Annotated in this window: 21 protein-coding genes and 1 tRNA gene; 12 read left to right on the top strand and 10 right to left on the bottom strand. The window is 57.5% G+C overall.

Annotated features, from left to right (window positions below):
- Window positions 1-777 precede the first annotated feature (777 nt).
- From ACR0DX_RS20755 to ACR0DX_RS20735, 5 genes are all read right to left on the bottom strand, one after another.
- Window positions 778-1,710, bottom strand: coding sequence for a lysophospholipid acyltransferase family protein (locus tag ACR0DX_RS20755; protein WP_480847233.1), 933 nt, complete (start codon window positions 1,708-1,710; stop codon window positions 778-780).
- Between the two features lie 589 nt (window positions 1,711-2,299).
- Window positions 2,300-2,376: transfer RNA gene (locus tag ACR0DX_RS20750), tRNA-Arg, on the bottom strand.
- A gap of 64 nt (window positions 2,377-2,440) precedes the next feature.
- Window positions 2,441-3,823: a sensor histidine kinase gene (locus ACR0DX_RS20745; RefSeq protein WP_480847231.1), complete on the bottom strand. Its 1,383-nt coding sequence runs from the start codon at window positions 3,821-3,823 to the stop codon at window positions 2,441-2,443.
- An 18-nt stretch (window positions 3,824-3,841) separates the two neighbouring features.
- A complete protein-coding gene (locus ACR0DX_RS20740; protein ID WP_170356649.1) occupies window positions 3,842-5,260 on the bottom strand; it encodes an FAD-dependent oxidoreductase in 1,419 nt (472 codons plus the stop codon).
- 4 nt (window positions 5,261-5,264) lie between these two features.
- Window positions 5,265-5,996 (bottom strand): TVP38/TMEM64 family protein, encoded by a 732-nt coding sequence (locus tag ACR0DX_RS20735; protein WP_170356702.1) that lies wholly within the window; start codon window positions 5,994-5,996, stop codon window positions 5,265-5,267.
- A gap of 296 nt (window positions 5,997-6,292) precedes the next feature.
- Here ACR0DX_RS20735 and rpmH point away from each other — a divergent pair, with 296 nt between their 5' ends.
- From rpmH to ACR0DX_RS20675, 12 genes are all read left to right on the top strand, one after another.
- Window positions 6,293-6,427: a 50S ribosomal protein L34 gene (gene rpmH / locus ACR0DX_RS20730; protein WP_005980833.1), complete on the top strand. Its 135-nt coding sequence runs from the start codon at window positions 6,293-6,295 to the stop codon at window positions 6,425-6,427.
- A 26-nt stretch (window positions 6,428-6,453) separates the two neighbouring features.
- Complete coding sequence (gene rnpA / locus ACR0DX_RS20725; RefSeq protein ID WP_170356650.1) at window positions 6,454-6,876, top strand: ribonuclease P protein component; 423 nt, start codon at window positions 6,454-6,456, stop codon at window positions 6,874-6,876.
- On the top strand, window positions 6,873-7,109 hold the full coding sequence (gene yidD / locus ACR0DX_RS20720) for a membrane protein insertion efficiency factor YidD (protein ID WP_170356651.1): 237 nt from the start codon (window positions 6,873-6,875) through the stop codon (window positions 7,107-7,109). Before rnpA ends, yidD begins: the two co-directional genes overlap by 4 nt.
- Window positions 7,110-7,140: 31 nt before the next feature.
- The gene (locus ACR0DX_RS20715) at window positions 7,141-8,757 is read left to right on the top strand and encodes an acyl-CoA dehydrogenase family protein (RefSeq protein ID WP_170356652.1); all 1,617 of its coding nucleotides are present in this window, start codon (window positions 7,141-7,143) and stop codon (window positions 8,755-8,757) included.
- A 44-nt stretch (window positions 8,758-8,801) separates the two neighbouring features.
- On the top strand, window positions 8,802-9,695 hold the full coding sequence (gene ttcA / locus ACR0DX_RS20710) for a tRNA 2-thiocytidine(32) synthetase TtcA (RefSeq protein WP_170356653.1): 894 nt from the start codon (window positions 8,802-8,804) through the stop codon (window positions 9,693-9,695).
- 70 nt (window positions 9,696-9,765) lie between these two features.
- Window positions 9,766-11,307, top strand: coding sequence for a bifunctional diguanylate cyclase/phosphodiesterase (locus tag ACR0DX_RS20705; RefSeq protein WP_170356654.1), 1,542 nt, complete (start codon window positions 9,766-9,768; stop codon window positions 11,305-11,307).
- 123 nt (window positions 11,308-11,430) lie between these two features.
- Window positions 11,431-13,260, top strand: a complete 1,830-nt coding sequence (gene yidC, locus ACR0DX_RS20700; RefSeq protein ID WP_170356655.1) for a membrane protein insertase YidC — start codon at window positions 11,431-11,433, stop codon at window positions 13,258-13,260.
- Window positions 13,257-13,994, top strand: a complete 738-nt coding sequence (locus ACR0DX_RS20695; protein ID WP_170356656.1) for an MOSC domain-containing protein — start codon at window positions 13,257-13,259, stop codon at window positions 13,992-13,994. Before yidC ends, ACR0DX_RS20695 begins: the two co-directional genes overlap by 4 nt.
- Window positions 13,991-14,644, top strand: coding sequence for a ribosome biogenesis GTP-binding protein YihA/YsxC (gene yihA / locus ACR0DX_RS20690; protein ID WP_170356657.1), 654 nt, complete (start codon window positions 13,991-13,993; stop codon window positions 14,642-14,644). Before ACR0DX_RS20695 ends, yihA begins: the two co-directional genes overlap by 4 nt.
- 60 nt (window positions 14,645-14,704) lie before the next feature.
- The gene (gene argB / locus ACR0DX_RS20685; RefSeq protein WP_170356658.1) at window positions 14,705-15,568 is read left to right on the top strand and encodes an acetylglutamate kinase; all 864 of its coding nucleotides are present in this window, start codon (window positions 14,705-14,707) and stop codon (window positions 15,566-15,568) included.
- Window positions 15,569-15,589: 21 nt separating this feature from the next.
- Window positions 15,590-16,276: a ferredoxin gene (locus ACR0DX_RS20680; protein ID WP_170356659.1), complete on the top strand. Its 687-nt coding sequence runs from the start codon at window positions 15,590-15,592 to the stop codon at window positions 16,274-16,276.
- Window positions 16,273-16,770 (top strand): histidine phosphatase family protein, encoded by a 498-nt coding sequence (locus ACR0DX_RS20675; protein WP_170356660.1) that lies wholly within the window; start codon window positions 16,273-16,275, stop codon window positions 16,768-16,770. Before ACR0DX_RS20680 ends, ACR0DX_RS20675 begins: the two co-directional genes overlap by 4 nt.
- A 46-nt stretch (window positions 16,771-16,816) precedes the next feature.
- Here ACR0DX_RS20675 and ACR0DX_RS20670 read toward each other — a convergent pair whose 3' ends face one another.
- The 5 genes from ACR0DX_RS20670 to ACR0DX_RS20650 all read right to left on the bottom strand — a co-directional run bounded on the left by ACR0DX_RS20670 (window position 16,817) and on the right by ACR0DX_RS20650 (window position 22,212).
- On the bottom strand, window positions 16,817-17,608 hold the full coding sequence (locus ACR0DX_RS20670) for an amino acid ABC transporter ATP-binding protein (RefSeq protein ID WP_353394379.1): 792 nt from the start codon (window positions 17,606-17,608) through the stop codon (window positions 16,817-16,819).
- A gap of 12 nt (window positions 17,609-17,620) precedes the next feature.
- A complete protein-coding gene (locus ACR0DX_RS20665; protein ID WP_170356661.1) occupies window positions 17,621-18,919 on the bottom strand; it encodes an amino acid ABC transporter permease in 1,299 nt (432 codons plus the stop codon).
- A 2-nt stretch (window positions 18,920-18,921) separates the two neighbouring features.
- Window positions 18,922-20,154, bottom strand: a complete 1,233-nt coding sequence (locus tag ACR0DX_RS20660) for an amino acid ABC transporter permease (RefSeq protein ID WP_170356662.1) — start codon at window positions 20,152-20,154, stop codon at window positions 18,922-18,924.
- A gap of 126 nt (window positions 20,155-20,280) precedes the next feature.
- Window positions 20,281-21,297: an amino acid ABC transporter substrate-binding protein gene (locus tag ACR0DX_RS20655; protein ID WP_170356663.1), complete on the bottom strand. Its 1,017-nt coding sequence runs from the start codon at window positions 21,295-21,297 to the stop codon at window positions 20,281-20,283.
- A gap of 207 nt (window positions 21,298-21,504) precedes the next feature.
- Window positions 21,505-22,212 (bottom strand): ATP12 family protein, encoded by a 708-nt coding sequence (locus tag ACR0DX_RS20650; protein WP_170356664.1) that lies wholly within the window; start codon window positions 22,210-22,212, stop codon window positions 21,505-21,507.
- Window position 22,213 lies beyond the last annotated feature (1 nt).

Below are 22,213 nucleotides of genomic sequence, written 5' to 3'. Positions count from 1 at the left end.
GCGAAGGCGCAAGGGGGAAGTTTTGACTAAAGTCCTATTGGTAGAAGACAATGAGCGGCCCCAAGGACGTGTGTGGAACCTGTGGATACAGCATGCGCGTCCCAGGCTCTGCTACCATCGGGCGGGTTAGAGCGTCTGCAATCCAGTTTCCTGAACTCACCCAATCACCGTAGTTGGTGCCTGAAGTCCTTTCGAGACCGGCTCGCAGTGTCACCAAGTCCTCCATCGAAATTTCCGCTGCTCCGAGTGTGGCGTCCGGTGGAAGAATGCCGGGCGCGACCTCACCAAGAGTCGAAGTGATCGACGGGATTTCGCCGTTTTCGATCGCCGCCCCGAGAAGCCGAGAGACGATGCTCTTTGAGCAGGATTTGATGTTTATAGGTCGATTGCGACCGGGGCCGAGAGGCGCTTCGGCAAAGACAGTTTCGTCGCCTTTTTTGACCTGGAGGGAATGTAGCGGTGGGACCTGACCAATCGCTTCGCTTAGCGCGTCGGGCCGCGCCCTCGCGATGTACGGAGCACCAAGGCGGTAGTTGCAACAGCAACAAATTCTCGGCGGCTAATCATACTAGCAAATGTGGTTGTGTTTGCAGGAGTTTCCAGTCGTGCCGGTCTCTAAAGTTGTGAACTTAGATTGCCCTAATCTCTGCGCAACTTTCTACATGCAGACATCGCAGCCTTTGGTCAGAGGCAATCTCCTAGCTTATGACATGTTTTTTCCTATCTCTTAACTTTGCATGCGCGTACTCGATCGTTTTTTCATAGGCATCTTGAAACCTATAACTTTCTGGATACAGGTGGATTGCGGCGCAAAACACGCGACCAGTGTTTGTCTAGCCAGAATGTCCACTCTTGAGGATATAGTCTCAGAAGATGTTCAAGTTCACTAATCCAGTTTTGAGTTGTGGATACTAGATCCCCTCCGGCCATAACACTTTGGCCCAAAACCAAATGCAATTCCGTTTCGGTCTGCACTACAGTCGCAGGTAGTATCGGGACCCCTGCCTTTTGGGCATATCTTGCTGGCCAGGTTTGAACACCAACGATCTCACCGAACGCCGACACAGCGGCAAGATCACGTGCTGGGCTCAAGATTTGCGTGGGCGGCTCATCAATGCGATCAACCATCGCGACCACGATCCCGCCTCGCTTTAATGTTCTCAAAATGATCCTTGCAACGGAAGTTGGATCCGCTTCCCGCACATCTACAAACTCGCATCCAACACTATGATAAAGTCTATGTTGAGCTTCGGCACGGTTTTTGTCTTTTGACACCCGAACAATCGATAATATGGGGTACGAGTTCGAGAGGCATCGGGCCATCGGTATCGCACCGTGGGCGTGAGGTAAGACGAGGATAAAACTCCCATTCTCAAAGAGCCGTTCAAATCTTTCACGATCCTGGACAATTAAAGTTTCGTCGATTTCTTCACCGAAGCCATGCCGTATCCTTTCTGCACGATCAAAACCCAGCAAAAGCTTCCGCACGTATTCCTTAAACAATCGCCTAGGTGAGGGGTGGTCCACATGCGCCGATAGTGCGACTGCGGTATATCGGGCATGATTTCCCGGAAGCACGTAGATCAATCTAAGAACCCAACCGACAACGGCATAGAAGAACTTTCTGACAGGCCTGGAACGTCGGGCAAGCCAGCCGGAAAACATTTCATAGGCGAGAAATATGCGGTCCTTTGTTTTGGTGAAACTCATATAGGCTGCCCAATTCTGAAAATACTAATACACAGTAAGCGATCAGTTTCTGCAACATCCTCATTTCTGCCTAGCCGCGGTACAAAAAAGGCCGAGCAATTATGATTGCCAAAATGTCAGCTTCTTCCGTTGGCACCATGAGAGTTCGCACATACAGAAAATGTCCGAAAACTGTTTACCTTAGAATGCCGTGAGTGAGATTGAGGTCCGCTCAGGACTCGAAGCGGTTTCGCGCTCTGTTTTGAATAAAGGCTGCTTAGCAGTCAATCTCGCTGCGATCTTTGTTCAACGCGCGATTGGCTGCTTCAAAAAGATCACCTAGAGCGAGAAGAGAAGGTGCTAGGTCGGCTACGTCAATTTCACCATTGTCGACCGACGGCCCGTCAAAACCAATTCGAAATGTACTCAGTGCTCAAACCTCGTTTTCGTCCTGTTTTACATATGGACTCAGGTGGAGCTACGGATTTCTGAACTAAGCCAGGAATGGCTATTGCACACAAATGTTGCGGGATCGGTTTGAATCCCCCCCGACGGATTCGAACTTTAAAAACAAAAAGTTTTTTATCTTCAATGATTTAGGGGAAACCAGTGGCGGACCGAGGAGGATTCGAACCCCCGACCCCTTGATTCGTAGTCAAGTACTCTATCCAGCTGAGCTATCGGTCCGCGTTGGTGAGGCGGTGTTTAGACCCGGCGTTAGATACGTGCAAGCCGATTCTGCAAAAAAAAATCAAAAAGTCACGTCGCCCCGCGGGAGACGGATTTCAAAGGTCGTTCCCATCGGTCCGGTTTCGGATAACAGCAGATCTCCACCGTGTCCGCGCACCAGCTCCTGCGAAATCGCCAGACCAAGCCCCGATCCTCCTTTGCGCACGCCCCCCTGAAATGGTGTAAACAGGTTTTCACGGGCCTTGGGCGGAAGACCGGGACCGGTATCTTTGACCTCGACGCACCAGCTGTTCTCATACTCACAGCCCGAAATCGTGATTTTCCCGGGCTTGCCCGACGCCACAAGTGCCTGACGGGCATTTCGGACTAGGTTCATGATGACTCGAAAAATCTGTTCTGGGTCGGCTCGCGCAACCAAATCTACAGGCAAGTCGTTTCGGATCTCAACGCAGGCGTCCGCCACAGCCAGCTGTTCGCTGGCCACGACGTCATCGGCGATAGTATGCAGGGGGACCATCGTCAAAGTCGGCGCGGGTTCCTCAGCCCGGCCAAACGCGAGCGTCCCTTCACAGAGAGAGACAGCACGCGTAATCGAATTTACCAGTTTAGGAGCCATACGGCGCACAAGTGGGTCATCACTGGATTCGATCCTGTCCGTGAACAGCTGAGCCGACGTCAGGATATTCCGCAGGTCGTGGCTGACCTTGGCCACCGCACCACCAAGTTGAGCAAGGCGCTCGCGTTGCTTCAGAGCCTGGGTCAGTTCGGTCTGCAACTGTTGCAGCGCCTCTTCCGCCTCGCGCAGCTCGGTTACCTTGGAGTTGGGGGAAATGATTCCCCGCGCGTCTTCGGGCGCACCTGCGTAGCGCTGCATGTATCCGACGACGCCCTTAATCGGACGAACTAGAACCACCCGCACGGCAAGGAACAAGAAAAACGCAGTAATGATTGAGATTACAAAAGACAGGCCAAGTATCCGCAGGCCGTAATCTGTCATCGCCATGTGTAACGGCTTGCTGTCAGTGGTTACTTCGATCAACAACCCCGCCCCTTTGACAGGTTCTCCGATCACTCGGATGATCTCGTTTTCCGGCGTGAATAGGCGCGCCACGGCGTCGCGGATCAAAACCCAGGGGGTCGCGTCTCGCAGATCAAATGTCTTGATAATCTGTTGGGGGATTGGCGAGGACAGCATCAGTTGCCGCACCTCGTCGCGCCGCAATACCACGTTGTAAACACCCGCATTGGCCAATAATTCGGCCTCAAGATCATCCGCAAGCATGTCATCTGCCAGCAGCGCCAGCGACGCAATCTGGGCGCGTTCAAGTCGGTTGAGCAGAAAGTCCTCGCGAAACCGAGCAATCGAGGGGACAAAGATCAGGATCTCGGCCAACATGACGAAGACCGTGGTCAGGATCAGAAATCGGCCCGACAGCGAGTTCACTTTGCACTCTCCTCCCGGTCAGGGCATCCAGCGCTGGACGAACCTGACCACTCGTTTAACTGTCTGATTCTCAAACAGCCTTGGCGAGAAATAGGCACCTGCCACGCGTTTGTTAAGCTCTCCGATCGTCGGATAGGGCGAAACCATCGCGGCTATCTGTCCCATCTTTAGGTTATTGGCCAATGCCACAGACCACAAGTTGATCAACTCACCCGCCTGATAGCCCACGATTGTCGCACCCACCGGGCGCCCTTTTACGACCATGACCTTAATGAAGCCTTTCGTCTTGCGCTCAGATATGGCGCGGTCGTTGTGGTGATAATCAAAGCGCGCGAATTCCACCTTGTCACCGTGCTGCGCGCGTGCCTGCGCCTCGGTCAGACCAACCTGCGCCAATTCGGGATCGGTATAGGTGGCCCATGGTATATGCGCGGTTTTCGCCTTGGAGGGCAGACTAAACAGCGCAGACCGGATGATGATGCCCGCGTGATAGCCCGCGACATGAGTGAATTGCAGCCCACCCGCGACATCGCCGATGGCATAGACTTTCTTATTTGTGGTGCGCAGCGAGTCATCCACCTTGATACCGGTGCGCGTAGGTTCGATCCCCGCCGCCTTAAGGTTCAACCGGTCAGTATTGGCTTTGCGCCCCGCGGCCAACAACAGGTGCGAGCCCGAGTAGATCTGGCCGGTCTCGGTCACAACCTCGACCTTGCCGTCCGCGCCGCGAATCTGTGCGACCATGGCTTGCTCGTGAATCTCGACACCTTCGGCGCGCAACGAGTCCAGCACGATCTCGGCCGCCTCGGGGTCGTCCTTGCCCAGCGCCTGCATCCCCTCGATCACGGTGACTTTGCAGCCCAGACGGATATGGGCCTGCGCCATCTCCATCCCGATCGGGCCGCCGCCGATGATCAGCAGATGCTCGGGTTTGTCGCGCAGATCGAAGATCGTCTCGTTGGTATAATACGGCACCTGATCCAGACCGGGGATCGGCGGCACCAACGGCGACGAGCCGGTCGCAATCACCACCCGGCGCGCGGTGATCAGATGATCGCCCGCCTGCACCTGCGTGGGCGACACGAAGTGACCATATTCCCGGATCACTTTGACGCCGAAACCTTCGAACCGTTCCTGACTGTCCATCGGCTCAATCTGCGCGATCACATCATGCACGTGATCCTTGGCGGCGGCATAGTCCACCTGCGGCACCACATCGGCCACGCCCAGCGCGGATGAATGCGCCTGCCCATAAGCCGCCTTACCGCTGGCGATCAGCGCCTTCGAAGGCACGCAACCAAAGTTCAGGCAGTCTCCGCCCATCTTGTGACCCTCCAGCAGGATCACATCTGCGCCCATCTGGCTGGCCCCGGCAGCCACCGACAAGCCACCTGACCCGGCGCCGATCACCAGGATATCCGTCTTCAATTCTTGCATAAGATCAGGCGTCCTTTTTGCCGCGCACGGCTTTGATCACGATGGGCAGCGCCGCCAGCACACACAAGCCGATGATAGGCCCAATTACAAACGGCTCCCAAAGCAGGGACACATCCGGGGTTTCGCCCCGGTCGAACACACCACCCAAGCCAACGCCGATCCAAGTGTAGACGATGCCGCCTGGAATGATGCCCAGCGCGGTGGTGAACAGGAAATTGCGGAATTTGACGCCGACCAGTGCGGGCACCAGATTGGCCACAAAGAACGGCACCACCGGCACAAGGCGCAACAGGAACAGAACCGAGATTTCATTCTCACGCAGCCCGTCTTTCAGCTTTTTGACCGTGCCTTCGGATGACTCCAGCTTGGCGGTCAGGGATTCACCTAACCCCCAGCGGGCGGCCAGAAAGATCGCAGATGCACCAATGGTGGCCGCGAATACGTTGAACACGGTGCCTGCAAATAAGCCAAACAAGAACCCGCCCGTCATCGAGGCTACGGCTGCGCCGGGCAGAGAGAAGGCAACAATCACGATATAGATCGCCACAAATGCACCTGCCATGGCCCAATAGTTTGCGTCGCGCCACGCCAGCAGGGATTCGCGGTTGTCGCGCAGGGTTTCAAATGTCAGGTAGTCGCCCAAGGTGAAGAACCCCGCCACCGCAACGGCAAGAATCACCAGCAAAGGGATATGGCGCGCAAGCCCGCTGCGGGGGGCCTGAGTTGTATCGCTCATGTCTGTGTCCGGTTTTGTGCGTTTCATCTAAGCTCAACATGCGACGTCGCGCAGCGCTGCAACAGGGGCCTCACGCCGCCTTGATGTTTACGGTAGGGAATGTGAGGGTTTCAGGCGGCAAAACCGTCAAATTGAAACTTTTCAACTGTGGCGGTTACAGAATTGTTGCAAAAGGCAGCAAAACCCCCACCTAGGGGTTTGACTTACCCCCCGCCACCCAGTAGAGGACGGGCTTCGAACACTAGGGCAAGGCGAATCTGCGCCGCACCCGACCGCTATAGATTGGAGACGGAGCGATGAAACGCACCTATCAGCCTTCGAACCTGGTTCGCAAACGCCGCCACGGTTTCCGCGCGCGCATGGCCACCAAGGCCGGCCGCAAAATCCTGAACGCACGTCGCGCACGCGGCCGTAAGTCGTTAAGCGCGTAAGCCGCTCGACCTTTCAGGTTATGAACATGACGCCGCCGGAGGCCCCTGAGGATGGTTCACACCAACCCAGCAAGCCTCCGGCGGCGTCCGTTTGTGTGTCTGAACCTTTGATCGTCCTCAAAAAGCGATCCGATTTCCTGAAGGCCGCCCGCGCGCGGCGGCAGGGGACGTCGTCGATGATGGTGCAGGCCCGCAAACGCGCCCAGGACGAAGCATCCGGGATTCGCGTGGGCTTTACCTGTTCTAAGAAGGTCGGAAATGCCGTCGCCCGCAATCGCGCCAAACGCCGTCTGCGCGAGGCTGCGCGCGCCGTTCTGCCGGTTCAGGGTCACGACGGCTGGGATTACGTCCTGATTGGCCGCGCCGAGGTCACGGCGGATCGCGCCTTTGAGGCGCTGCTGGGCGATCTGCGCTATGCGCTGCGCAAAATCCATAGTGACCGGAAATGACCCTGCTGGCGCGTGTCTTTGCCCTGCCCGTCAAGGCATACCGTCTGATCTTCAGCCCTTGGGTCGGACATAATTGCCGCTATCAACCCACCTGTTCTGCCTATGCGTTGGAGGCGTTGGAAAAGCACGGCGCCATCAAGGGCGCATGGCTGACCGCGCGCCGCATTGGCCGATGCCATCCGTGGGGTGGCACGGGCTATGACCCGGTGCCCGACGATACCGACGAGGGTTGACCGAGCGCGCGCCCGGCCTGACACTCGGCCCATGACCACACGCGCCCGCGACACCCTGCCGACACATGACGTTCTGAACCAACCGCCCGAGCGCGGCGATATCGACCTCTGGACTTCGGACCCGGTACTGCAAGGGTGCGTGAACCGCGCCAAGGGGCGCGTTGACCCGCTGACGGCCTATGGTCGCGCTCTGGGAACAGCCCAAACCCAAGAGGCCGCGCGCGATGCGAACCGAAATGCCCCGGAACTCCGCCTGTTCGATACCGGAGGACGGCGGCTGGATGAAGTGCGGTTTCACTCTGCCTATCACCAGTTAATGCAGCTGAGCCAAAGCGCCGGATACGCCGCGCTGCCGTGGGATGGTCAACCCGACGGCCATGCGAACCACGCCGCAATGGTCTATATGGCCAGCCAAATCGAGCCCGGCCACTGCTGCCCTCTGACAATGACCTATGCGGCGGTGCCTGTGTTAAAAGCCGACGCCAATATTGCCCAGCGCTGGGTGCCTAAACTGAGCGCGCATACTTACGATCCCGCTATTCAGCCCATAGCGCAGAAACACAGCGCCACGCTGGGCATGGCGATGACCGAAAAACAGGGCGGCTCAGACATCCGCGCTAATACCACCACCGCCACGCGGGACGGTGATCATTGGCGGTTGCGCGGGCATAAATGGTTCTGCTCGGCCCCGATGTCGGATGGGTTCCTGACGCTGGCGCAGGCCCCGGGCGGGCTGACTTGTTTCCTTGTGCCACGCTGGCTGGAGGGCGAGCGCAACGCCATCCATCTGATGCGCCTGAAAGACAAGCTGGGCAATCGCGCCAACGCCTCGGCCGAGATCGAATATCACGACGCTCTGGCCTATCAACTGGGAGACGAGGGCGCGGGCATTCGCACGATCCTTGAGATGGTGCATCACACACGGCTTGATACCGCGATGGCCCCCGCCGGGCTGATGCGCGCGGCCCTGTCCTCGGCGCATCACTGGGTCAGTCACCGCAGTGCCTTTCAACGCCGCCTGATCGACCAACCCCTGATGCGCGCCGTTCTGAGTGATCTTATTCTGGATTGGGAGGGCGCGCTGACCCTCGGGATGCGCGTCGCACAGGCCTTTGACGGGCAAACCCCCGAGAACCGCGCCTTTGCCCGCATCAGCGTGGCGCTGGCCAAGTTCCTCAACAACAAACGCTGTCCCGTGGTCGTGGTCGAAGCGATGGAGGTTCTGGGCGGCATGGGGTACGTCGAAGATACGCCCCTTCCCCTTCTCTACCGCGAGGCACCCCTGAATGGCATTTGGGAGGGATCGGGCAACGTGATCTGCCTTGATATCCTGCGAACGCTGGCGCGTGAGCCTTTGGCCGCCGAGGTTTTGCAGGCCGAACTGGAGACCGCGCGCGGCGCAGACCGCGCTTATGACGCGGCCTTGCAAACCTATCGCGACCAATGGCCCGGCCTGCCCTCTGAACCCGAGGCGCGCTGGTTTGCTGAACGTACCGCTCTGCTGCTGACGGCTTCGCTACTGTTGCGCAACGCCCCATCCGCCGTGGCCGATGGGTTCATCGTGACGCGCCTGACAGGTGACAGCGGTCGCATCCCCGGATCGGTCCGGGGGCTGAACACAGATGCCTTGCTCGCACGGCTGGGCTAAGCGTCACCCTTGCCCGGTTGCGCCAACTATTGTAGGGGCTGCGCATGTTTGACGAAGCTGACGATATCCACCCGCTCTTTGCCGGCGCGCCCTCGACCACCGAGTTCAAGAAGCTGCGCAAGCGCATCGTGCGCCAAACCCGCGAAGCCATTGAGCAATACGGGATGGTGGACCCGTCGGCCCATAACAAAGATGGCAAACCTCCACGTTGGTTGGTCTGCCTGTCAGGCGGCAAGGACAGTTATACCCTGCTGGCAGTGCTGTATGAGCTGAAATGGCGCGGTCTTCTGCCCGTCGATCTGCTGGCCTGCAATCTGGATCAGGGGCAACCCGGTTTTCCCGCCACTGTCCTACCCGAGTTTCTGGAACGGATGGGCGTACCCCACCGGATCGAATATCAAGACACCTATTCTGTCGTGATGGACAAGGTACCACAGGGCCGCACCTATTGTGCACTTTGCTCGCGCCTGCGCCGTGGCAATCTCTATCGTATTGCGCGTGAGGAAGGCTGTTCCGCCGTCGTTTTGGGGCACCACCGCGACGACATCCTCGAGACGTTCTTCATGAACCTGTTCCACGGCGGACGTCTGGCCACGATGCCGCCGAAACTGGTGAATGAAGAAGGCGACCTGTTCGTCTTTCGACCCCTGGCCCATGTGGCCGAAGCCGATTGCGAGAAATTCGCCAACGCAATGAGTTACCCAATCATCCCCTGCGATCTGTGCGGCAGTCAGGACGGGTTGCAGCGTCAGCAGGTGAAACAGATTCTCGACCAGTGGGAAAAGAACAGCCCCGGTCGGCGACAAGTGATGTTCCGCGCTTTGACAAACGCGCGGCCGTCTCATCTTTTGGACCCAAAATTGTTTGATTTCGCAGGGCTTTCTTTGGAAACCGGCAAAAAAGGCAAAATTGCTGACGAAATTCCACATCTACGTTAACGTCTGACTCAGATTGCTTTTCTAGGGTTGACCACAGCGTGCGACGCCCAAGAAAAAGGCCCGTAATCTGATGTGGAAAAATATCTCTGTCAGCAGAGTTCTGAATGTCCTGACAACCGTACTCAGCGGCCCTCAGGCCTTGGCTTTCATCCCTGCGATCAGCCTCGCTGCCTTCTGGATCGGCGGGGAACGCGCCCTGGTCATCGTGGCCCTGTCCCTACCGGTTCTAGTAGCAATCATCCTGACGGCTGCAGATACTGCTAAGTCACACGCAGACCGAAGCGAAGCCAACGGCCTTAAATCTATCGGCAGTTTCGCCTCGGAAATCGAGGGGTTCTATCAAACGGCGAGCAATATCCGCGAAGAATCCGCCTGCCTGATCGTCGCTTTGGACAACTTCGACGAATTTATTGATCTGCACGGGAATGCGGCGGCCAACCATATGGCCGAACAATTCTGTGCCCGCGTTTTATCTGCCATCCGTACGCAGGATATTGCCACGCAGCTGGACCCGCACAGGATTGCCATCGGGTTGCGGCCGTCAAAGCACCTTGACCTTGAGGCTTGCATTCAGATGTCCGGTCGTATCCAATCTGCCATTGAAGAGCCCTTGACCCTCAATGGCTCTGGAATCTACGTCTCATGCTCGATCGGGTTCAGCTTGCTGACCTCTTTACGCGACGACGGATTCGAGACTTGGATCGACGCAGCCTCATCCGCGCTGGAAGAGGCGCAAAGAAATGGGCCCTCGACCATACGCGCTTATTCCAACGAAACGCATCGTCGATCGCGCATTCGTGCAAATTTACGTAAAGAGTTCGACGCGGCTCTGGACAGCGGAGAAATCCGTCCATGGTTCCAACCGCAAGTCTCGACCGATACGGGACGCGTGACCGGATTCGAGGCGCTGGCCCGGTGGGAGCATCCGCATAAGGGCGTACTGGGTCCGAATATCTTCTTACCCTTCGCTGAGCAGGCCGAGCTGATGGAACGGTTTGGTCAGGCCATGCGCCACCACGCGTTCACAGCGATGCAAAAATGGGATCGCGCCGGGGTTGTAGTGCCGCGGATCGGGATCAACTTTTCATCGGACGAGTTACGGGATCCTACACTCATTGACCGGCTAAAATGGGAATTGGATCAGAATGATCTGACCCCGGACAGATTGGCCGTCGAAGTGCTTGAGACAGTGTTTTCTCGCAGACCGGATGACGTGATCACCCGCAACGTGACAAGTATGTCAAAGCTGGGCTGTTGCATTGACCTTGACGATTTCGGTACAGGTCATGCCTCGATCGCGTCGATCAAACGTTTTGACGTCTCGCGCATCAAGATTGATCGGTCTTTCGTGACAAAGGCGGACAAGGACGCCAGCCAGCAGCAAATGGTCAGTGCCATTCTCACAATGGCGGAACGGCTGAATTTGGAAACTCTGGCTGAAGGTGTGGAAACTCCGGGAGAGCATGCATTGATGGCCCAGTTGGGATGCGATCACGTTCAGGGTTTTGGGATCGGAAAACCCATGCCATTCGAAAAAACGCTGGACTGGATCGCAGCGCATCAGAACAAGGTGAATGGAGTTCCCAAGATAGGGCGGCAAACTGGCTCTTGATCGGCCAATTCCGCATGAAAAACCCAATCCGCGACGGTTTGACGGGCGAATCCGCTTGACCTTTGGGGCTGCACTCTGTTGAACCCACCGGGTGTGTTTCACTGCTTAAGGTGGCTGTCCCAGATGGACGATCAGAATAAGAATCTCATCCTCGCAACCGCGCTCAGCTTTCTCGTGATCCTTGTTTGGTTCGTGCTGTTCCCACCGCCGGAACAAACCGCGCTGCCCGATCAGGCTGAAATCAGCGCCACCGACGCGACCGAGGTTCAGACGCCCAGCGCCACAAACGCGGGCACGACTGGTGAGGCGACAGCTGCTGCAGAAGAAACGCTGCCCGATGCCGAAGCACCACGCATTGTGATCGACACACCTCGTCTGGAGGGCAGCCTCTCCCTGTCAGGTGGCCGCATCGATGAGCTATTCCTGAAGGACTACAAAGTCTCGATCGAAGAAGGCGCGCCGATTGTGGAACTGCTGTCCCCGGTCGGATCGGAATCGGCCTATTATGCGCTGTACGGCTGGGCACCTGGCGCAGGTGTTGCGGGCACCGATGTCCCGGGCCCTAACACGTTGTGGACTTTGGAAAGCGGTGAGACGTTGGGCGTCGACACGCCGGTCACGCTGAAATGGGACAATGGCAACGGCCTGACCTTCCGCCGCACAATCTCGGTGGACGAAAACTATATGTTCGACGTCACCCAATCGGTGGAAAACAACACGCAGGCCGAAGTGGGCATGGCCCCCTATGGCATTCTGGCCCGCCACGGCATCGGTGAAGACGGTGACCTGCCCGACCTGAAGAATTTCTTCATCCTCCACGAAGGGGTCATGGTTATGGCCGACGGCGTGCTGGACGAGATCGACTATGGCGACGTCCGCGACTTTGACATCGACCCGAACGAACGCGCTCAGGCCGAGGTGTTTCAGGTCAAGGAAGGCGGCTGGGTCGGCTTCACTGATCACTACTGGATGACCACTCTGATCCCCGAAGAAGGTGCGACCTTCAAGGCTGCTGCGAAATACGACGCCCGCCGCAAGATTTATCAGACCGAGACAGTCCTGCCCACACTGACCGTCGCCCCCGGCGCGACAGAAGAAGTGACCACCCAACTGTTCGCAGGCGCGAAGGAATGGGAAACCATCCGTGAGTATCAAGCCGAAGGCGTACAGAAGTTTATCGACAGCATCGACTGGGGCTGGTTCTATTTTCTGACCAAGCCGATCTTCTGGCTGCTGCACAACATCAACGTTCTGATCGGCAACATGGGCTGGTCTATTATCGGCCTGACCCTGATCATCAAGGCGATCCTCTTCCCGCTGGCATTCAAATCCTACGTCTCGATGGCGAAGATGAAGGAACTGCAGCCGCAGATGGAAGCCCTGAAGGAGGCCGCAGGCGACGACCGCCAGAAGATGCAGCAAGGCATGATGGAGCTGTACAAGAAGGAAAAGGTGAACCCCGCCGCAGGTTGTTTGCCGATCCTGATGCAGATTCCGATCTTCTTCTCGCTGTACAAGGTGATCTTTGTCACGATCGAACTGCGTCAGGCCCCATGGTTTGGACCATTCCAGGACCTCAGCGCGCCCGACCCAACCTCGATACTGAACTTCTTTGGCTGGCTACCGTGGGCCGGTCCGCAGCCCGATACACTGATGGCGCTGATCTTCATCGGTATTCTGCCGCTGTTGCTGGGTGTTTCAATGTGGCTGCAGCAAAAGCTGAACCCGGCACCAACTGACGCGACCCAGGCGATGATCTTTGCGTGGATGCCGTGGGTCTTTATGTTCATGCTTGGCAGCTTTGCCAGTGGCCTGGTGGTCTACTGGATTGCGAACAACACGATTACATTTACCCAGCAATACCTGATCATGCGCAGCCAGGGCTACAAGCCGGACGTGTTCGGAAACATCAAGTCAAGCTTCAAACGAACACCGAAGACGGATGACAAATGACAGGTGAAGTAACCAACCTCTGGCGACATCCGATCAAAAGCCATGGCCGCGAGGCCGTGCAGACCATCACTTTGAGCCCCGGGCGAACCATGCCCGGGGATCGTGTTTGGGCCGTCGCGCATGAAGCGTCGAAAACGGATGGAACCGAATGGGCACCTTGTGCCAATTTCAGCCGCGGTGCCAAAGCACCGTCGCTGATGGCAATCTCGGCCCGTACCGAAGGTGATACCGTCACACTGACCCATCCCGAACGACCCGAGCTGCACTTTCAGCCCGACACGCAACAAGATGCCTTTCTGGATTGGGTCAAGCCGCTGATGCCTGCGGATCGTGCGGCCTCGGCCCGCATCGTCCGAGTGCCTGGACGAGGGATGACGGACAGCGATTTCCCGTCGATTAGCCTGTGCAACATGGCCACACATCGCGCGGTCGAGCAGAAGTTGGGGCAAGACCTTTCCCCGGTACGCTGGCGCGGCAATATCTGGTTCGACGGGCTGCCCCTGTGGGAAGAATTCGAATGGCTGGGCCGCGAAGTACAGATCGGGCAGGCTGTGTTGCATGTCCGCGAGCGTATCACCCGATGCCTTGCGACGACTGCCAACCCCGATACAGGTGCGCGTGATGCCGATACTTTGGCGGCGCTCAATACCTGGGATCATCAGGATTTCGGTGTTTACGCCGAGGTGATAAGGGGTGGCGAGGTCAAAACCGGTGACAAGGTTCAACTGCTATGACCACCCTGCCCTTTCCCTTAGCCGAAACACCGGATGAGTTCGCGCAAGAGCGTGGCCGCAAACTGTTTGCCGGCGAATCCGAGTTTGTCAAAGGCGTGGTCGCCATGAACGGCTTGCCCGCGCCAGACCGGCTAGAGGTGTGTTTTGCCGGGCGTTCGAATGTGGGCAAGTCCAGCCTGATCAACGCGCTGACCGGCACCAAGGGATTGGCGCGTGCCTCGAACACGCCGGGCCGCACACAAGAGATCAACTTTTTCACCCAAGGCCCCGAGTTGTATCTGGTCGACCTGCCCGGCTATGGCTATGCCAATGCGCCGGTCAAGGTTGTCGAAAAATGGCAGCGGCTGCTGAAACAATACCTGAGCGGACGTCAAACGCTGCGCAGGGCCTTTGTTCTGATCGACTCGCGCCATGGGGTGAAACCGGTGGATGCCGAGATCATGAAGCTGCTGGACACCAGCGCCGTGACCTTTCAATGCGTGATGACCAAGGCCGACAAGGTCAAAGCCAACGAGCGCGAAAAGGTTCTGGATCAGGTACGCGGAGCGCTGTCGAAACACCCTGCCGCCTTCCCTGAAATCGTGCTGACCTCGTCCGAAAAGGGCGACGGGATTCCCACGCTACGCTCTATCATTGCGCATCTGGAATAGCTTGCCCCTTGGCAGCACCGGGCAAAGGCCCTAACACGGAATGCCAGAGGGACAGCAGCCATGAAGACAAGAGATATGAACCGGGACTGGATCGCCACCGCCGCCACCTTGAACAGCGCTTTGCCGTATCTGCAGCGTTATGACGATGCAATTGTCGTCATCAAGCTGGGCGGACACGCAATGGGCAGCGACGAGGCGATGGAAAGCTTTGCCCGCGACGTCGTGCTGATGCGTCAGGTCGGTGTGAACCCGGTGGTCGTCCACGGTGGCGGCCCGATGATCAACGCGATGCTGGGCAAGCTGGACATCCAGTCCGAATTTGTAGGCGGCAAGCGTGTCACCGACAAAGCCACCGTCGAAGTGGTCGAGATGGTCCTGTCTGGCCTTGTGAACAAGCGCATCGTCCAGGCGATCAACGATCAGGGCGGCTCGGCTGTGGGCCTGTCTGGTAAGGACGCCAATCTGATGGTCTGCGATCAGGCCGATCCGGCTCTTGGCTTTGTAGGCTCTCCGGCGGACATGAACCCGAAAATCCTGCACGACTTGTTTTCGCATGATGTGATCCCGGTGATCGCGCCACTGGGTGCAGGCCGGAACGGAGAGACGCTGAACGTCAATGGCGATACCGCCGCAGGCGCGATTGCCTCGGCGCTGAAAGCGGATCGCCTGTTGCTGCTGACCGATGTTTCGGGCGTCAAGAACGCTGCGGGCGAAGTCGTAACCGAACTGAAGGCCGGTCAGATCCGCGAGATGACGATGGAAGGTACGATCGCAGGCGGTATGATCCCCAAGACTGAAACCGCGCTGGATGCTTTGCACAGCGGCGTACGGGCGGTGGTCATTCTGGACGGTCGCGCGCCCAACGCGGTGCTTTTGGAACTGTTTACCGAACACGGCGCAGGGTCACTGATCCGCCCCGACTGAGCCCCCCACAGCGGAGAAGAGATGACGCAACAAGCCCCCGCCTCAGCCTATAGAGCGGCTATCAGCTATGGCTGGGTGGGACGTGTCGCGCATCAGGCCGGGTTAATAACCATGGGCGCGACCCATCCCCGTACCAGCGGAGCCAAGGGGCTGGACGGTGGCACTCTGGTTCTGTTGGGCGCGGGGCCAGGCTTTTGGCCGGTCCTGAAAGCGGCCCCGGAATGGAACGGCCCCGATCCTGTCGACCGCTGGTCAACCCGCGTGATTGGACAAATGGCGCTTGATCTGGGGGCTGATGCGCATTTCCCTTTCGGCGGCCCACCTTATGCACCTTTCATCGACTGGGCGCTGAAATCCGGGCGAACCTTCAGCAGCCCGGTGGGCGCGCTGGTGCATGACACCGTGGGTATGATGATCTCATACCGGGGTGCGCTGCATTTCGCGCAGGAGTTCGAGATACCCGAGGCGGTAGCACCCTCGCCGTGCACCACCTGTGCCGCGCCCTGCACCTCGACCTGCCCCGTGGGCGCGTTGAACGATCAGGAATTCTATGACGTGGTCGCATGCCATGCGCACCTCTCCACAGACGAGGGCCAAACCTGCATGACCGGAGGCTGCCTTGCACGTCTGTCCTGCCCTGTCAGCGCCGGCGCCAATCGCGACCCCGAGCAGTCCGCCCATCATATGAAAGCGTTCCACCCATCATGAGCCTGACTCTGATCCTTACCCGCCACGCAAAATCCAGTTGGGGCGATACAACGCTCGAGGATCATGACCGCCCCTTGAACAAGCGCGGCCGGAAATCTGCACGCGCCATTGGCAGGTGGTTGAATGAACACGGATGGACGCCGGACGAAGTACTCAGCTCGACGGCAATCCGGACGCGTGAAACATGGGATCGCATGGGGCTGCAAGCCGACAGGATTTGCTTTCACCGCGCACTATATCTAGCCGAACCCGAAGATATGCTGATTGAACTGTCGGGCGCGACGCAGCCAACGGCCATGATGCTAGGCCACAACTCGGGCATATGCGAGTTCGCCCGCCGGATCGTTCGTCGTCCCCCAGATCACCCACGTTTCTTGGATTACCCGACATGTGCGACTACCGTGATCCGGTTTAGCATCAAGGATTGGGCAGATATCGACTGGCGAAGTGGGGATGTTATGGGCTTCACCACACCGCGCGAATTGCTGGGATAGAAAAAGGCGAGGCCGAAGCCCCGCCCTTTCCTGGATTTTCGCCGGATCAGTGACCCAAAATCTGACTGAGGAACAGCTTGGTCCGTTCGCTCTGCGGGTTGTTAAAGAACTCTTCTGGTTCGTTCTGTTCCACGATCTGACCGGCATCCATAAAGATCACGCGGTTGGCGACCTGACGGGCAAAGCCCATCTCGTGGGTCACACACAGCATGGTCATGCCTTCCTCGGCCAGTTCGATCATGGTGTCGAGCACCTCTTTGATCATCTCGGGGTCCAGCGCCGATGTGGGTTCATCGAACAACATGATCCGCGGCATCATGCACAAGGACCGCGCAATCGCCACACGCTGCTGCTGACCACCCGACAACTGGCCGGGGTATTTCAGCGCCTGATCGGGGATTTTCACCTTTTCCAGGAAATGCATCGCGCGCTCTTCGGCTTCTTTCTTGGGCGTCTTGCGCACCCAGATCGGGGCCAGCGTGCAGTTTTCCAGAATGGTCAGGTGCGGGAACAGGTTGAAGTGCTGGAACACCATACCAACCTCGGACCGGATCTTGTCGATGTTTTTCAGGTCATTCGACAGCTCGGTCCCGTCCACGATGATCGTGCCCTGCTGATGTTCCTCCAGCGCGTTCAGGCAGCGGATCAGCGTGGATTTGCCCGACCCTGATGGCCCCGCGATCACGATCCGCTCGCCCTGATTGACGGTCAGATTGATGTCGCGCAGCACGTGGAAAGACCCGTACCACTTGTTCATGCCGTTGATTTCGATGGCGACCTCGTCGCTCACCTGCATCTTCGAGCGGTCGATTTCGCGTTCAATTGCAAGTTCAGACATGTGTTGAACTCCTTAACGATGGTCCGTGGCAAGGCGACGCTCGAGCCACTGGGAATATTGAGAAATGCCGTAGCAGACGACGAAGAACAGAAGCGCGGCAAAGCCCAGAAGCTCCCAATAGACGCCGTTCCATTCGGTTGACGCTAGGATGGGTCCCCGGATCATGCCCACCAGATCGAACATCGAAATGACCGAAACCAGTGTGGTATCTTTAAACAGGCCCACGGCCACGTTCACGATACCAGGGATCGAGATCTTCAGAGCCTGCGGCAGGATGATCAGGCGCATCGCCTGCGGGTAATCCAAACCAAGGCTGTCTGCTGCCTCGTACTGCCCACGTGGAAGCGCTGCCAGACCGCCCCGGATCACCTCGGCGATATAGGCGGCCGAGAACATGGTGATCATGATCACAACACGCAGGAACAGGTCGACCGTGCTGTCAGGCGGGAAGAAATAGGCCAGCATCACCGAAGCCACGAACAGCAGCGTGATCAAAGGCACGCCACGGATGAATTCGATGAAGATGACACAGACCCATTTGATCAGCGGCATCGACGACTGACGACCCAGCGCCAGAGCGATCCCAAGCGGCACTGAAAGCGATACGCAGGTCAAACCCAGCATCATGTTCAGCATAAAGCCACCCAGATCACGGCTTGGAACGGCGGTGAGCATAGCACCTTCGTTTGCACCTTCCGGGATCAGAGCCCCTCCGACATTCCAGACAATCAGAGCCACTATGATCGCGCCAAAGAACCCAGCGGCAAAGCTGTTACGGCCAAGTTTCTGGAAAACGACACCCGCGGCAACAAAACCAAGCAGCGCCACGATTGGAACCAGAATGCTGCCACCCCAAATCAGCCAGAAGGCGATGAAGGGATACAGCGCCGTGAACACCAGAAGTTTGCGCGGCAGGTCAAAGAACAGAACCGGCGCCAGCGCCACCAACATAAGCACAAAGGCCAGATTTGGGCGCCAATAAGCTTCTGCAGGGTATTTGAACCCATAGATCAACTGATGCCAGCGTTCGGTCAGAACTGCAAAGCACGCACCGGTTTTTCCATCCAGAATCTCGCGGCATTGAGCAAGCGAGTCCGCGTTCCACACGCCGTTCAAAATCCATGGCAACGTGTTCTTGAGAAGCACATAGATTAGCAAGATGGATAGAACTGTAAGTATCGTGTTCGTGACGCCCGAGAACAAGTTCTCGCGCAGCCATTTGACAATACCCGTCTGGTTTGCCGGCGGTGGAGAAGGAGGAATAGTTCCTTCAGCCACAAAGGCGATCGGGTTTGTTGTTTGATCAGCCATGCTCAGCGCTCCTTCAACTTGACGGATGCGTTGTAGATATTCATCACCATCGAGATCATCAGAGAGGCTGTCAGATAGAACAGCATCAGCAGCAAGACGCATTCAATCGCACGACCCGTTTGGTTCAACGTGATACCGCCCAGCGTCGCAGTGATGTCCGCGTAACCCACCGCAATCGCCAGAGACGAGTTTTTGGTGATGTTGAGATACTGCGAAATCAGCGGCGGGATGATGACCCGCAAAGCCTGAGGCAAGATGACCAGATTCATGATCCGACCCTGACGCAGACCCAATGCGGCGGCGGCCTCTGTCTGACCTTTCGATATCGCTTGGATACCCGCCCGGACGTTTTCCGCGATGAAGGCACCGGTGTAGATCGACAATGCGAACCAAAGCGCAATGAGCGGACCACCGACCTTAATTCCACCGCTGAAGTTAAAGCCTTTCAGCGCCGGGACATCCCAAGTCAATCCCATCAAAACCATCAACAGAGCAAACGGTACCAGCCAAACTGCCAGCTTGACGACCAGGGTTTTGGGCCGTTCGCCGGTTTGCTCTTGCTTCAAAGTGGCACGTTTCTCGATTTCACGAGATCCGAACCAGGATCCGATCAGAACCACGACAACCAGCAGCCAATTCAAGACCGTCGCGCCAAACAAGCCGTTTGTAAATTCTGGGCGGGGAATATAGACGCCACGGTTGGTGAAGGCGAACAAATCAAACAGCATGCTTGAAGTCGGGTTGTCGCCTCGGAAAGCCCGCGGCCCCGGCAAAACTGCCGTCATGATGGTGAAAATGATGATGATCCAGATGAGAACCGGAATATTCCGGAAAATCTCAACATACACCGCCATCAGCTTGGAAACGAGCCAGTTGTTCGACAAACGCAGCACACCTGCGATCACGCCAAACACTGTGGCCGTAATACATGCCAAAAACGCAACCAAAAGGGTGTTCAGAATACCGACAACAGCCGCTCTTCCGTGCGAAGACTGGCTGTCATACTCGATCAGTCGCTGGTTGATGTCATACCCGGCAGGGTCGCCCAGGAATGTGTAGGAGATATTGAGCCCCGCGGCCCGAAGGTTCTGGATCAGGTTATTACCCAGATACCAAATACAAAGCGCAATGACGATTGCCGCAATCACCTGGAAAGTAAGTGAGCGATAGCGGGTATCGTTTATGAGCATAGACAACCGAAAGTCAGCTTTCGGTGGGTCAGTCATAGTCGACATATTATGGGATCCCCGTGCTTTTCGGACGCTTCCTTCCTGGCAGGGTTTTCCCCGCTCCCGAGCAGTCCGTAGCATTCTGTTTTGGAAAAAGGGCGCAGGTTAACCCCGCGCCCTTTTCAATGGATTTTAGCGGAACGGCGGCGAGTACAGCAGGCCGCCATCGGTCCACTGTGCGTTCAGACCGCGTGCCAGACCGATTGGAGTTTCTTCGCCAATGTTCTGCGCGAAGACTTCGCCATAGTTGCCGCCCGATTTGATCGCTTTCATAGCCCAGTCAGCATCCAGACCCAGCATCTCGCCCAGAGTACCTTCGGTACCCAGCAGACGGTTTACTTCCGGGTTGTTGGTGCCAGCGGCCATCTCGTCGATGTTGGCTGAGGTCACGCCCAGCTCTTCAGCCGAGATCAGCGCGTTCAGAGTCCAGCGGACAACGTCGCCCCACTCGTGATCGCCGTGACGGACCAGCGGGCCCAGCGGCTCTTTCGAGATGATTTCGGGCAGCAGGACGTGCGCCGACGGATCTTCGAATGTGGCGCGGGTTGCGGCCAGACCAGATGCGTCGGTGGTGTAAACGTCACATGCGCCAGCTAGATACTGCTGCTGCGCTTCAGCGTTGGTTTCAATCGGAACCGGCTCGTAGCTGATGTTGTTCGAGCGGAAGAAGTCCGCTAGGTTCAGCTCGGTGGTGGTGCCGGTCTGGATACAGACGGTTGCGCCGTCCAGTTCCTTGGCCGAGCTGACGCCCAGCGCCTTGGGAACCATGAAGCCCTGACCGTCGTAGTAGTTTACGCCCACAAATTCGAACTTCAGGTCCACGTCGCGGCTGAACGTCCATGTGGTGTTACGGGCCAGCATGTCGATCTCGCCCGAGGCCAGCGCAGTAAAGCGGGTCTTACCAGTTGTCGGAACAAACTCGACGGCGCTTGCATCGCCCAGTACGGCTGCAGCGACAGCACGGCAAACCGCAACGTCAAAGCCTTTCCATTCACCATTTGCATCGGGTGCAGCGAAGCCAACCAGACCGGTGGTCACACCGCAGTTCAGCTTACCGCGCGCTTTGACATCATCGACAGTCCCCGCTGTCGCTGCGCCTGCAGCCAGGCCTGCAACGGTCGCCACGCCCAAAATTACGGATTTTTTCATTTTTACCTCTTCCTGATTTTCCGCCCCTGTCCAGAGACGGTTCTGTCCGGCACCTTTGGCACCGGAAAGGTTTCCCCAAAGGTGTCTCCCCTTTAGTGGGCTTGAGTTTGGTCGCATTCATAAACAAACGTCAAGGGTCGGATCAGCGAAAACGATGGATCACCTTGCAGATGTCCGCGTCTTTGGCGGAATTTCAGGCGTCAGGGCTCAAACCGAGAGATCAAAGAACCGTTTGGCGTGTAGGAACGCGGCGCGTTTGACTTCGGACGCCGCATGCGCTTCGTCGTCATGGCCCCATTGTTCAATTTGCCAAAGTTCGTCCAGCCGCGAAATTTCCCAGATGTCTTCCACCGAGCGCCAATTGGCCGAAACGGCGAACCCAAGGATCAGCGACCCGGACAGGCTGACCAAATCGTGGAAGGCTGCAAGCTGGAACTCATTGAAATCATGGACACGCTGCCTCAAGCTCTGCAGGGTCGACGTGTCCTGAGGTCTGTGCAAGACACCAGCAACGGGCACCAAACGCGCGGCGAGTGTCTCTGCCGCCCAATCCAGCGCTGGGTCCCATTGCTCGGCTTGCCGCTGCTGCAACTCTTGCGGGTGCGTGGCACGGTAACATAACAAGTCCGAATCGCCGTAATCAGCCAACATGTCTGCAACTTCGGCGTGCTGATGCTGCACCTTGTCGATGGCCGCATTGGCAGAGCGGGTGAAGGGCATGGTGGTCGGGTCGACTTCTTTTTCCTGCGCGTCCCACTCGGCGGCAATCTCCTGCGCCATGGTCTGCGTAGGCACGATCAAACCCGCCTTGGCGGGCGTTTTCACCCGGCGGCCATCCAGCTCGACGGTAAAGCCGCCTTCAGCCTCGACTACTGCGCTTTGGGTCCAGAATCGTTTGGGTTTCCAGTCGCTCATC

The organism is Ruegeria sp. D3, from assembly GCF_056534465.1.
This window is presented reverse-complemented; position numbering and strand designations above follow the sequence as displayed.

What these genes read in the sequence shown, in the direction of transcription:
- ACR0DX_RS20755 (WP_480847233.1), bottom strand. Translation starts at nt 1,710, where the DNA reads ATGAGTTTCACCAAAACAAAGGACCGCATATTTCTCGCCTATGAAATG.
- ACR0DX_RS20740 (WP_170356649.1), bottom strand. Translation starts at nt 5,260, where the DNA reads ATGCAAGAATTGAAGACGGATATCCTGGTGATCGGCGCCGGGTCAGGT.
- ACR0DX_RS20735 (WP_170356702.1), bottom strand. Translation starts at nt 5,996, where the DNA reads ATGAGCGATACAACTCAGGCCCCCCGCAGCGGGCTTGCGCGCCATATC.
- rpmH (WP_005980833.1), top strand. Translation starts at nt 6,293, where the DNA reads ATGAAACGCACCTATCAGCCTTCGAACCTGGTTCGCAAACGCCGCCAC.
- rnpA (WP_170356650.1), top strand. Translation starts at nt 6,454, where the DNA reads ATGACGCCGCCGGAGGCCCCTGAGGATGGTTCACACCAACCCAGCAAG.
- yidD (WP_170356651.1), top strand. Translation starts at nt 6,873, where the DNA reads ATGACCCTGCTGGCGCGTGTCTTTGCCCTGCCCGTCAAGGCATACCGT.
- ACR0DX_RS20715 (WP_170356652.1), top strand. Translation starts at nt 7,141, where the DNA reads ATGACCACACGCGCCCGCGACACCCTGCCGACACATGACGTTCTGAAC.
- ttcA (WP_170356653.1), top strand. Translation starts at nt 8,802, where the DNA reads ATGTTTGACGAAGCTGACGATATCCACCCGCTCTTTGCCGGCGCGCCC.
- ACR0DX_RS20705 (WP_170356654.1), top strand. Translation starts at nt 9,766, where the DNA reads ATGTGGAAAAATATCTCTGTCAGCAGAGTTCTGAATGTCCTGACAACC.
- yidC (WP_170356655.1), top strand. Translation starts at nt 11,431, where the DNA reads ATGGACGATCAGAATAAGAATCTCATCCTCGCAACCGCGCTCAGCTTT.
- ACR0DX_RS20695 (WP_170356656.1), top strand. Translation starts at nt 13,257, where the DNA reads ATGACAGGTGAAGTAACCAACCTCTGGCGACATCCGATCAAAAGCCAT.
- yihA (WP_170356657.1), top strand. Translation starts at nt 13,991, where the DNA reads ATGACCACCCTGCCCTTTCCCTTAGCCGAAACACCGGATGAGTTCGCG.
- argB (WP_170356658.1), top strand. Translation starts at nt 14,705, where the DNA reads ATGAAGACAAGAGATATGAACCGGGACTGGATCGCCACCGCCGCCACC.
- ACR0DX_RS20680 (WP_170356659.1), top strand. Translation starts at nt 15,590, where the DNA reads ATGACGCAACAAGCCCCCGCCTCAGCCTATAGAGCGGCTATCAGCTAT.
- ACR0DX_RS20675 (WP_170356660.1), top strand. Translation starts at nt 16,273, where the DNA reads ATGAGCCTGACTCTGATCCTTACCCGCCACGCAAAATCCAGTTGGGGC.
- ACR0DX_RS20670 (WP_353394379.1), bottom strand. Translation starts at nt 17,608, where the DNA reads ATGTCTGAACTTGCAATTGAACGCGAAATCGACCGCTCGAAGATGCAG.
- ACR0DX_RS20665 (WP_170356661.1), bottom strand. Translation starts at nt 18,919, where the DNA reads ATGGCTGATCAAACAACAAACCCGATCGCCTTTGTGGCTGAAGGAACT.
- ACR0DX_RS20660 (WP_170356662.1), bottom strand. Translation starts at nt 20,154, where the DNA reads ATGTCGACTATGACTGACCCACCGAAAGCTGACTTTCGGTTGTCTATG.
- ACR0DX_RS20655 (WP_170356663.1), bottom strand. Translation starts at nt 21,297, where the DNA reads ATGAAAAAATCCGTAATTTTGGGCGTGGCGACCGTTGCAGGCCTGGCT.
- ACR0DX_RS20650 (WP_170356664.1), bottom strand. Translation starts at nt 22,212, where the DNA reads ATGAGCGACTGGAAACCCAAACGATTCTGGACCCAAAGCGCAGTAGTC.